This is a genomic window from Streptomyces sp. NPDC059443 (assembly GCF_042750105.1).
Lineage (GTDB): Bacteria > Actinomycetota > Actinomycetes > Streptomycetales > Streptomycetaceae > Streptomyces.
Window position 1 is genome coordinate 65,286 of sequence record NZ_JBHYVM010000041.1, and the last position, 9,851, is coordinate 75,136.

Here is a 9,851-nt window from a genome sequence, read left to right on the forward strand (position 1 = left end):
ACGCGGTGCGCCGCGCCCGCCCCCCCGCCCGCCGCGGGCTCGGCCTTCTGTGCCCGCGCGGACGAGGGGCCCGGGGTACGTTAGGCAACCCCGGGCCCTTCGCGTTGTCCGCCGCGGCGGAGCTAGAACCTGTCGAGGATGCCCTTGAGGAGGGCGGCGGAGGTCAGCTCGGTGGGTGCGGCGCCGGCGTGGAAGAAGCCGGCGTTCTCGGCGTCCAGCTTGCGCAGGAAGTCGAAGGCCTTGGACTCGGGGTCGCCGAAGGCCACGAACTGCCAGTGGATGCCGTGCACGGCCGCGGCCGCGTCGGCGATCGCCTGGCGGGCGGGCTGACGGTTGTCGGGGGCGCCGTCCGTCTGGAAGACGACCAGGGCGCGGCCCTCGCCGCCGTCCTTCTGGTACCGCTCGATCACGGCTTCCACGGCTACGTGGTAGCTGGTGCGGCCCATCCGGCCGAGCTCCGCGTGGCGGGCCTCGACCCAGGCCTCGTCGTAGGCGTCGAGGGCGAGGTCGGCGGTGCCGTCCACGTCCGTGGAGAAGAACACGGTGTGCACGGTGGCGTTCTTGTCCAGGTGCGCGGCCAGCGCGAGCGCGTGGTCGGCGAGGTACTGGGCGCTGCCGTCCTTGTAGAACGACCGCATCGACCCGGACCGGTCGAGCACGAGGTACACCTTCGCCCGCGCGTCGGCCTTCCCCTTGCCGCGCAGGACCTGCCCGGCGGCCTTGTAGGCCCCGACCAGCGGGGGCGCTTGCCGCTTCACTGCCGTGAGGGCGTTGGCCGGTCCCTCCGGGGTGGTGGCGGGGACGGCTTCGGCCTCGGTGTCCGCAGGCTGCGGCTCGACGATCGTGGCTTCGGCCTCGGCCGGTTCCGCCTCCGGCGTTGCCACGGCGGCCGGTTCGGCCTCTGCCTCCGGCGCGGCAGCGGCGAGCGGCTCTGCTGCCTCTGCTTCGACGGCGACGGGCTCGGCCTCGGGCTCCGCAGGCTGCGGCTCGGCCTCGGCGGCTACGGGGGCCAGGGGCTCGGCCTCTGCCTCCTCCTCGGCCTGCGGCGCGACGGCCTCGGCCGCGACCGGTTCGGCTTCCGCCTCCGGCGTTGCCTCGGTCTCCGGTGCGGCTTCGGCCGCGACGGGCTCGGCTTCTGCCTCCGGCGTTGCTACGGGGGCCGGTTCGGCCTCCGGTTCGGCCTCGGCCGCGACGGGCTCTGCCTCGGCCTGGGCTGCGGGCTCCGGTTCGGCTTCCGCCTCCGGCGTTGCCGCGGGGGCCGGTTCGGCCTCCGGCTCGGTCTCGACGGCCTCCGGTTCGGCGGCGGTGACGGCCTCGGCCGCTACCGGCTCCGGCTCGGCCTCGGCCGTGACAGGCGTCGGCTCGGCCGTTGCCGGCTCAGGGGCGGGCGTCGGGGTGGTCGACGGGCCGGGGGTGTGGCGGCGGGCCTCCGGGACGGTGGGGTCCGGGGCCGGGGCCGTCAGGACGGTTCCCGGTTCGCGGTCGCGCGGAGCGGACTGCGGGGGGACGGTGGGGTTGTCGAAGGAGGCGGCGACCAGTTCGGCCGCGGCGTCCAGCGGAGTGCGTTCGGTCTGGCTCGGGAGGGCCGCCGAAGTGGCGTCGGTCGTCTCCGGAACCGTCTCCGTTGGCCTTCCGAAAACCTTGCGCAACAAGCTCCGAATACCCATGGGCCAGGCCTTTCGCATGAGTGCGTGCGTCATTTGTCCGTGCTGCGCGGTAGATCCCTGCCCAGAGTGGACACGTAAGGTTATCGGCCCCTTGGCTGGAACTTCGGCAGGGGCACCATTCGTGGCGCCCACCGTCCAAACACACTCCTCAGGCCCCTGAACTGCCGCTCCGACGGGCCGGTTTCACCGGCCGTTCATCCGCCCGCCGCCGCTTCGGCTCAACCGTGCCTGTTTCACGTGAAACATTCACTCCGGTCTGATCAACTTCCTTCCGGCAGACGCCCCACGGGCAGCTGGAGGGTGGTCACCGCGCCCCCGTCCGGGGCGTTGGAGAAGCGCACCGCGATCTCCAGCACCGCCGCCTGCCCCACCACGATGGTCAGGCCCAGCCCGTGGCCGCGCCCGCGTCCCGGGTCGCCGGTGCGGAAGCGCTGCGGGCCCTGCTCGATCAGCTCGGCCGGGTAGCCCGGTCCGTGGTCGCGGATGGTCACGAGCGGGCCCTCGACGCTCACCTCGATCGGCGGCTGCCCGTGCTTGGAGGCGTTGACCAGCAGATTGGCCAGGATCCGGTCCAGGCGGCGCCGGTCGGTGAGCACCACCGCGTCCCGCAGGATCCGTACGGAGACGGGCAGCCGGGTGCCGGCCGCGGCCCGTTCCACCGCCCGGCCGAGCTCCACCCGGGCCAGGTCGGCCCGTTCGACGCCGGAGTCCAGCCGGGAGATCTCCAGCAGGTCCTCGGTGAGCAGGTGCAGGGCCTTGAGCCGGTCGTTGATCATCTCCTTGGGGCGTCCCTCGGGCAGCAGATCCGCCGCGGCCAGTGATCCCGTGAGCGGGGTGCGCAGTTCGTGCGCCACGTCGGCCGTGAACCGCTTCTCCGCCTCCAGCCGGTCCTGGAGCGAGGCCGCCATCGAGTCCAGGGCCTGGGCCACGTCCCGTACCTCGTCGCGGGAGCGCGGGCGCGGCCCCTTCCCGTCGGCCGGGAAGCCGACGCGCGCGTCCAGATCACCGGCGCTGATCCGGCGGGCCACGGCCGCCGTGGTGACGAGCCGGCGGCTGATGCGGTTGGCGAGGAAGAGGCCGGCGAGGGCCACCGCCCCGGCGGCGATGACGGCGGAGGCCAGGATGGCGGCGTCGATCTCCCGGAGCCGGGTGCGGGTGTTCTCGTAGGGGACCCAGACGGCGAGGGCCTTGCCGTCGGCGGGTCCGGCGGCCCACATGACGGGTTTGCCGTCCCGCTTGCCGACCATGCTGCCGGTCAGCCCGCGCGCGACCAGTTCGCGCAGTGGGGCCGGGAGCAGGGGCGGGTCGAGGGCGCTGTTCCCCTCGCCGTGCGAGGTGCCGTACTCGTACTGGCTCAGGGCGTAGTTCAGCTCCCGGTCCACGTCCTTGCGGACCTCCCCGACGAGCTGCCGGGCGACCACGTTGTGCACGAGGATGCCGAGCGCCGCCGCGACCGCGCAGCACACCGCGGTGGTGGTCATGGCGATCTTCCAGCGCAGGCTGCTCGTCCGCCGCATCGTGTCCCGCCTCCTCAGCCCTTGCCCGGGGCCGGGCACGGGGCGGAGCCGTTGGCGCTGGAGCATTCGTCGAGGGTGAGCTGGGAGAGGTTCATGATCCCGGCCTCCGGGTCCCAGACGTAGTCGGAGACGGAGACCTTCTTGGGGTTCGACGTCGGCTCCCGCACGGCCAGGTGCTCTGCGGCCACCTCCACGCCTTCCAGTACCCCGCGCCGGGACAGGATGCGGGCGATCGTCCCGTCGTCCTGAACGGTGTAGACGCGCAGTTCGCTGAGCCGGCCGTCGATGTCCAGGGCGGTGATCAGCTCCTCCCGGCCGTTGCCCGTCACATCGGCCAGGACGGCGGGTCGCACGGGGCAGTCCGGGCCGCCGTCCACAGCCTGTGTACAGAGCGCGAGCCGCTGGATCGCCCGGGGGTCGACGAGGCGGCCGGTTCCGCCGTCTCCCGCCGTGGCGGCGGTGATGTCGGCGCGTACGACGTCCAGGGCGTTCACGCCGCGCATGGACAGGTCGGGGACCTTGGGGAGGCCGGGGACGACAGCGGCCGTGCCGGGTTGCTGGCCGGGGCCGGGGGGTTCGGGCCGGATGTTCGTCCACAGGCTGCGGGGGGCGTGCACCGTCCCGAGGTCGCCCTCGTTGCGGAGGCCCTCCACATTGGCGCATCCCGCGGTGGCCGCCAGGGCGGCGGCGAGGAGGACGGGCCGGCCGCGCAGCAGGAAGGGCCTCATGCTCAGATGCTCCCCCGCCGGGGCCGGGGCGGCCCGGGGCGCTGGGCCATTAGAGGCCTGCGTGGCTTCGCGCTCCGGACCTACGTGGCTTCGCGCTTCGGGTCGGCGATGGCGCGGGCCGCCGCCAGTTCCTGCCGGACCGGGGCCAGAACCGAGTCCTCGTCCACCGAAGGGGCGGACGGGGGATCCATCTGCTCCGGGCTCCGGACCCTGCGGACGCCGCGGGCCAGGCCGCGCAGGTCCTCGGCGATGGCCGCGACCTCCGACGGATCCGGAGTCCGAGCGCCGTGGTTGACCCGGACCCTGGCCGCCGTGGTCGCGTCGACGATCCGCTCCACGGCGACGACCAGCGGCCACCACGCGGCGGCCCGGGCCCCGGTCGGGGGCGGCTCGGTCAGCGCGCGCTGGAACTCGCTGCGGACGCCCGACAGCTCCCGGTAGATCCGCCGCCGGGCCTGGAGCCGGGCGGTCCGCGCCGCCCGCAGCCCCGCTTCGGTGTCGGGGTGGCCGCCGAACGCGCGCTCCACGTACCGGGCCGCGTCGTCCACCGTGTCGGCGAGCCGGTCCCCGATCCGGGTGTGCCAGCTCTCGGGCCACAGCAGGTAGCCCGCGACCAGGGTGATGGCGCAGCCGATCAGGCTGTCCAGCAGCCGGGGCCGGATCAGATCGAAGCCCTGGTGGTTGAGCAGGTCCGAGAGCAGCAGGATCACCGGGGTGATCGCGGCGGTCTGGAAGGCGTACCCCTTGACGGAGAAGGCCGGGATCAGCGCGGCGAGGACCACCATCACCGGCACGTCCCACCAGCCGCGCGGTACCTCCGCGAGCACGGCCGCCGCGATGACCAGCCCGGCGGCGGTGCCCAGCGCGCGCAGGACGGCGCGGGAGAACACCGAGCCGAAGTCGGGCTTGAGGACGAAGGTGACGGTCAGCGCGACCCAGTAGGACCGCTCGATCTCCACCACCGACACGAGCGCCTGCGCCAGCCCGATGCACAGCGCGAGCCGCAGCCCGTACCGCCAGGAGGCCTCGGAGAACATCATGTCGCGCACCGCCCGCACGGCCCGGACCCGCAGTGCGGCGGGCCGGCCGAGCCGGTCGTCGACGTTGCGCATGTCCGGATCGGCCGTCAGCACGATGGTCGCCGCGTGGCGCAGGGCCGCGTCGACGGCCCGCTCGGACTGGCTGCCCGGCGCGGGCAGGTCCAGTACGGGGGTTCCCGTGCGGCCCTCTTCGACGGCCTCGGCCAGCTCCCGTACGGCCGCCGGGATCTCGGGGGAGAGGGGTTTGCGCCGCAGGTGCGCGGCGGGCGCGGCCTCGACCAGCGGGATCAGCACGTTCAGCTGGGCCAGCATCCGTACGAGCGCGGGGCTGCGGCCGTGCACCCGGGCCCGGCGGCCGAGCACCAGGTCGTAGGCCTGGTTCAGGGCCTGGGTGACCTGCTGGCGGCGCTCGTCGTAGAGGGGCGACGGACCGCCCGCGGCCTCCAGCGCGTCGGCCAGCGCCCGGTAGGTGGCGGCCACGGCCGCCCGCTCCGGCTGCCGGCCGCGCAGCGGCCAGCCCAGCAGGGTCAGCGCGAGGACGAACAGTCCGCCCGCGCTCAGCAGCAGCGGGGCCGTCCACCAGGGCTCGGGCATCGGCAGACCGGCGCCGACCACGCAGTTCAGCAGGAGCATCAGCCCGGAGACGGAGGCGACCGTGCCGATCGAGGAGATCATCCCGGAGATCAGGGCGACCAGGGTGAGAGCGGCGACGGCGACCCAGCCGTGTCCGAAGACGAGGGTGCCGATCGCGACGCCGACGGCGCCGAAGAGCTGGGGCACGGCGATGTTCAGGACGCGCATCCGATAGGCGTCGGCGATGTCGCCGATGACCCCGGACAGGGCGCCCATCGAGACGAGCGCACCGTACTCGGGCTCGTCGAGGGCGAAGCCGACGGCCAGCGGGGCGGCCATGGCGATCCCGGCACGCACCACGGCGGCCCAGGGGATCGGCGCGGAAGACGGCCGCAGCCCCTTCAGCAGCCAGGCGGGCGGAGACAGCGGGAGGGAGCGTCCCGGTCTGCGCCGGTCCCGCCCGGACGGTATCTCTTCGGTGCGTTCGGTGCTCATTCCCGCTTCCGGTTCCGCCGCTCGCGAATCGGTTCTTCTGTGCTGTTGCACGGAATTATGGTCCAATCCGTACCTTCCGAGCTTATGGGGTGCGACGCACCCGGCCCATCAGCCAGGAGGCCAGGGCCGCGGCGAGTCCCACGGCCAGCACCACCCAGGCGGTGGTCCGCAGGAACGCCGTGAGCGCGTCGTAGACCGCCTCGGCGGCCGCCCGGTCCACATCGGCCGGCAGGTCGTCCAGGGTGAGGCGGCGGCACAGCACCACGGCCAGCCACAGCAGGACGGCCCCGGCCGCGAGCCCCAGCCCGGTGGCCAGCACCGCGCGACGGCGGCGGACGGCGACGGCGATGGCCGTCGCGGCCAGCACCACGGTCAGCAGGGGGAGCCAGACCCCGGCGATCTGCAGCATGCGGAAGCCCTTCCGGAGCGCGCCGAGGTTGTCGTACTCCATGACCTTCACCGACAGGTGGGTCACCGGGATGCGGTCGGCGAACGGCACCCCGTTGTTGATGAGATCGGCCTTGACCTGCGCGATCACGGGCGCGAGATCGATGGTGAGGGCGTCGCCGTGGCCGCTGGTGAGCGCTTCGAGGAAAGCGGTGTGGGCGGCGCGGTTCGCGGCGTCCCAGGCGGTGCGGTAGGCCGGGGTCCCCACGAAGGAGCGCAGCGCCTCGCCGAGCAGGGCGTCGACCCCGCCCTGGAAGGGGCCCGCGTCGATCTGCCCGGAGAGGGCGCGGCCGGCCTGGGTGACGACGAGGTGCTGTACGGCGGGATCCGAGGCGAGCGGGGACATGGCCTCGGTGTAGCGGTCGGCGTTGCCGAGCTCGTGATCGGCCCAGTACGCGACGGCGCTCGCGGGCACCAGGAGGGCCACGAGCACGATGAGTACCGCCGAGAGAATGGTCCGCACGTCACCAGGGAAAGGCGGGCGGCCGCGCCGCGCGACCGGGGGTACTGCGGGCGGGTGGCGGCCGGCCGCCGGTGCCGTTCGCGGGCGGCCCGTACGAGTGATCCAGTTGCCGGTCGGGGGCGGCGGGTGTGCCCTGGATGATGGGAGAGAGGAGCCCGTCATGGCACATGCGGCACCCACCGCCCCCAGGCGGCAGCACCGGCAGACGGCCGCGGGCGGCACGACCCGCCCGAGCGCGTCCGCCCTGACCCGTCCCCTGCTGATGGGACTCGTCTACGGCGTCTACGCCGCCTTCATGAAGCGCCAGACGGGGCCCGTGGACGCGGGCAACGTCTTCTACGGGATCCTGTGCGGCGCGATCTTCGCCGCCTGCCTGTTCGCCCTGGCCCGGATCGGCCCCCGGCTGAAGCGGGAGCTGCACGCGGCGGCGTACGGGGCCTTCGCGGGCATCTCCTTCGGCTACCTGTACAGCCTGGCGGGCGAGAGCATCTTCAAGTCCTCGGGCATCGCCCTGCTCGTCGGTGCGGGCGTCGGCGCGGCCGCGTTCTACCGCTACTACACGCGGGAGGACTAGGCCGTCCAGGCCGTCCCGGACCGGACAGGCCGGTACTTTCGACCGTGCGAATGCGGACGAACGGCCGAGGCGGGCGGGTGTCCTGCCGACAGAGACTGATGACGGCGCCGGTTCCCGCGCCCCGTGGTCGAACCTCACGTGACCACTCTCCGTTGCCGAGGGCGCGGGAACCGGCGCCGCCTCATGTCCGCTCGCGGGCGGGCGGGGGCTACTCGGCCGTGGTGTCTCCGGCCGGGGCTTCGGCCTTCGCGGCCGTCTCGGGTTCGGGTCGGCGGGCCTGGCCGGGCTGGCCGACTTGCGGGGCGGCGGGGGAGAAGCGGGCGGCCTCGGCGCGGAGCATGGCGTTGAGGGCCAGGTACGGGTCGATGGGCATGACGGAACCTCGCGGTGCTCGGAGTGGGGGGATGCGTGCTGATGCGTGACCTCTCGGTCCGCTCAGCAGCGCAGGACCACACTCCGGACCGGCGGGAGGGATGCCGTCGGGGCGGACGTCGTCGCCGCCCCCGGCTCGTGCGAGGCGGGATCCGCGGACCCGGCGGGATGTTTCACGTGAAACAGCGGCCGCTGCGGGCCCCGTACGCCCGGGACGGCGCGCTCGGTCACCCGTGCCGCCAGCCGCACCTCGGGATCCTCCCCGGCCGGGTCGGCCGGGCTCTCAGTGGGTTCGGCGGGGGCCGATGGGGCCGATGGGGCCGAGGAGGTGGAGCGGGGGCCTTCGGCCGATGCGGGGGACGGGCCGGACCTGCCGGTGCCGAACACGCACAGCAGCACGACGCAGAGCACCGTCAGGGGCACCCTCAGGGCCCTGCTCAGTGCCGTCCGCGCCCACCGCGTCCCGCTCATGCGGAGGGTCTGCCCCGGCACGCGGGCCAACTCCCCGCCCGGACCGAAGATCCCCCCGACCGGGGGACGAAGTCACCCCCCACGGCTGACAGATGGCCGAGGGGGGTGACCGGTGGGCAATGCGGAACGCATCCGGCCCCGGGCTCCGTCAGCGCGGCGTGCGGCGGTGTCCGGTGAGGCGGGCGATGACGGCGGTCTCCCCGCTGATCAGCCGGAGTTGGGCCTTGCCGGACGAGCCTCCGCGCTCGGAAAGTCCGAAGGGGGAGACCCGGTACACGGTGAAAACGGCCGTGCGACGGTCGGAGCGGAGGATCTCGACCGTCTGCCCGCGCCGGAGCCCGGCGAGGCGGAGGAACTCCCCGGAGACCTCGGCGGTGCCGGCCGCGCCGGGGGCCGGTCCGGCGGAGTTCCAGACGGCACCACCGTCCCCGAGGTCCGGTCCCGCGCCCGCCCCGCCGACCGGGGTCCCGCCCGTCAGCGGTACGTCGATCCGCAGGCTCCGGATGACCAGCCGCAGCGGGCGTGCGGCCGGGAGGGGCGCCACGCCCGCGCGCGCGGGCCGCCGGGTGCCCTTGCCGGTGGTGTGCTCGTCCGAATGGTCCAGCTGCCGCGCCAGTCGCCGTGGACCGGACAGCCCCAGCACCCGCGACGGCAGGGCGTCACCGGCGGTCGGCGAGGTCGGCCGGGCGCCTTCGGTGGAGTGCAACACCACTATGCCGCCGGACAGCAGAGTCACCGTCAGTACGCCGACCACCCACTTGGCGCGGGGCATGGGAATCCCTCCTTGTCCGGCTCGGGCGGCCGGGTCCTGAGAGCAGTGGACTCCTCTTCGCGCCCCGGATCCTCGCGTAACACGAGGATCTGATGGCGCGTCATGATCCTGTCACCCCGAGGCGGGACCGTCTTCGCAGATGGCGGCCGGTGGGCGCGGTGTTGACCAGCATGTGGAAGACGTGCGCCCGAACGGGTGAGAACGTCAAGGCGGGGCCTCGGGCGTGTCGGGTCGGCGGCACGTTCTGCCACATGCGAAAACCTGTCAAGCGGGACGATGTGACGGATCGTCCGCGCGAGTTGCGGGGGTGGACCGGGCCGCTTGTCCTTGAGCCATGAACGATCCTTACGCATATGCCCTGGCCATGGGACCCCGTTACTTTCCGGCCCTTGAGGCCCGTCCGGGCTCCGCAACCGCCGAGGGCCTCCCGGGCGGGTCCGCCCCGGCGGACGGGCCCCGGCCCGGGAGGGGCGGCTTCGTCACCGTCAGACCACTGCCGAGGAAGCGCTCCGCGGCCGCCCCGCGCAGGACGTCCGCCAGGCCGTCCACCACGTGCCGCTCCCGCCAGGGGCGGTCGGCCGCGCTCCTGCCCGTGTGCCCGGCTGCGCTCATACCCGGTCTCTTCTACACATCTACGAGCCCACTATACCTGTACGCAGCCTGTCTCTAATACACAACACCCAGCCCACGAGACCAGTACCCAACTCGGTGGGCCGCGCTCTGAGGGCACAC

The 9,851-nt window shown here is 73.8% G+C and carries 10 protein-coding genes; 1 reads left to right on the top strand and 9 read right to left on the bottom strand.

Annotated features, from left to right (window positions below):
* Nucleotides 1-122 precede the first annotated feature (122 nt).
* From ACFXDJ_RS31160 to ACFXDJ_RS31180, 5 genes are all read right to left on the bottom strand, one after another.
* The gene (locus ACFXDJ_RS31160) at nucleotides 123-1,667 is read right to left on the bottom strand and encodes a VWA domain-containing protein (RefSeq protein WP_384850973.1); all 1,545 of its coding nucleotides are present in this window, start codon (nucleotides 1,665-1,667) and stop codon (nucleotides 123-125) included.
* A 260-nt stretch (nucleotides 1,668-1,927) separates the two neighbouring features.
* Complete coding sequence (locus ACFXDJ_RS31165) at nucleotides 1,928-3,184, bottom strand: sensor histidine kinase (RefSeq protein ID WP_384850975.1); 1,257 nt, start codon at nucleotides 3,182-3,184, stop codon at nucleotides 1,928-1,930.
* Between the two features lie 14 nt (nucleotides 3,185-3,198).
* Nucleotides 3,199-3,912, bottom strand: coding sequence for a hypothetical protein (locus ACFXDJ_RS31170; protein WP_384850977.1), 714 nt, complete (start codon nucleotides 3,910-3,912; stop codon nucleotides 3,199-3,201).
* Between the two features lie 80 nt (nucleotides 3,913-3,992).
* Nucleotides 3,993-5,930, bottom strand: a complete 1,938-nt coding sequence (locus ACFXDJ_RS31175) for an FUSC family protein (protein WP_384850981.1) — start codon at nucleotides 5,928-5,930, stop codon at nucleotides 3,993-3,995.
* A gap of 172 nt (nucleotides 5,931-6,102) precedes the next feature.
* Complete coding sequence (locus ACFXDJ_RS31180) at nucleotides 6,103-6,930, bottom strand: hypothetical protein (RefSeq protein ID WP_384654450.1); 828 nt, start codon at nucleotides 6,928-6,930, stop codon at nucleotides 6,103-6,105.
* Between the two features lie 160 nt (nucleotides 6,931-7,090).
* Here ACFXDJ_RS31180 and ACFXDJ_RS31185 point away from each other — a divergent pair, with 160 nt between their 5' ends.
* Complete coding sequence (locus ACFXDJ_RS31185; RefSeq protein ID WP_384654447.1) at nucleotides 7,091-7,504, top strand: hypothetical protein; 414 nt, start codon at nucleotides 7,091-7,093, stop codon at nucleotides 7,502-7,504.
* Between the two features lie 208 nt (nucleotides 7,505-7,712).
* Here the strand turns inward: ACFXDJ_RS31185 and ACFXDJ_RS31190 are convergent, their stop codons facing one another.
* From ACFXDJ_RS31190 to ACFXDJ_RS31205, 4 genes are all read right to left on the bottom strand, one after another.
* On the bottom strand, nucleotides 7,713-7,877 hold the full coding sequence (locus ACFXDJ_RS31190; RefSeq protein WP_384654445.1) for a hypothetical protein: 165 nt from the start codon (nucleotides 7,875-7,877) through the stop codon (nucleotides 7,713-7,715).
* Between the two features lie 62 nt (nucleotides 7,878-7,939).
* On the bottom strand, nucleotides 7,940-8,347 hold the full coding sequence (locus ACFXDJ_RS31195; protein WP_384654442.1) for a hypothetical protein: 408 nt from the start codon (nucleotides 8,345-8,347) through the stop codon (nucleotides 7,940-7,942).
* A 148-nt stretch (nucleotides 8,348-8,495) separates the two neighbouring features.
* Nucleotides 8,496-9,119, bottom strand: coding sequence for a class F sortase (locus ACFXDJ_RS31200; RefSeq protein ID WP_384654439.1), 624 nt, complete (start codon nucleotides 9,117-9,119; stop codon nucleotides 8,496-8,498).
* Nucleotides 9,120-9,494: 375 nt separating this feature from the next.
* Nucleotides 9,495-9,731 carry a hypothetical protein gene (locus ACFXDJ_RS31205; protein WP_384850979.1) on the bottom strand — a complete coding sequence of 79 codons (237 nt, stop codon included), beginning with the start codon at nucleotides 9,729-9,731 and terminating at the stop codon, nucleotides 9,495-9,497.
* Between the last annotated feature and the right edge of the window lie 120 nt (nucleotides 9,732-9,851).

Coding starts and splice junctions, on each gene's coding strand:
- ACFXDJ_RS31160 (WP_384850973.1), bottom strand. CDS start 1,667: ATGGGTATTCGGAGCTTGTTGCGCAAGGTTTTCGGAAGGCCAACGGAG.
- ACFXDJ_RS31165 (WP_384850975.1), bottom strand. CDS start 3,184: ATGCGGCGGACGAGCAGCCTGCGCTGGAAGATCGCCATGACCACCACC.
- ACFXDJ_RS31170 (WP_384850977.1), bottom strand. CDS start 3,912: ATGAGGCCCTTCCTGCTGCGCGGCCGGCCCGTCCTCCTCGCCGCCGCC.
- ACFXDJ_RS31185 (WP_384654447.1), top strand. CDS start 7,091: ATGGCACATGCGGCACCCACCGCCCCCAGGCGGCAGCACCGGCAGACG.
- ACFXDJ_RS31190 (WP_384654445.1), bottom strand. CDS start 7,877: ATGCCCATCGACCCGTACCTGGCCCTCAACGCCATGCTCCGCGCCGAG.
- ACFXDJ_RS31195 (WP_384654442.1), bottom strand. CDS start 8,347: ATGAGCGGGACGCGGTGGGCGCGGACGGCACTGAGCAGGGCCCTGAGG.
- ACFXDJ_RS31200 (WP_384654439.1), bottom strand. CDS start 9,119: ATGCCCCGCGCCAAGTGGGTGGTCGGCGTACTGACGGTGACTCTGCTG.
- ACFXDJ_RS31205 (WP_384850979.1), bottom strand. CDS start 9,731: ATGAGCGCAGCCGGGCACACGGGCAGGAGCGCGGCCGACCGCCCCTGG.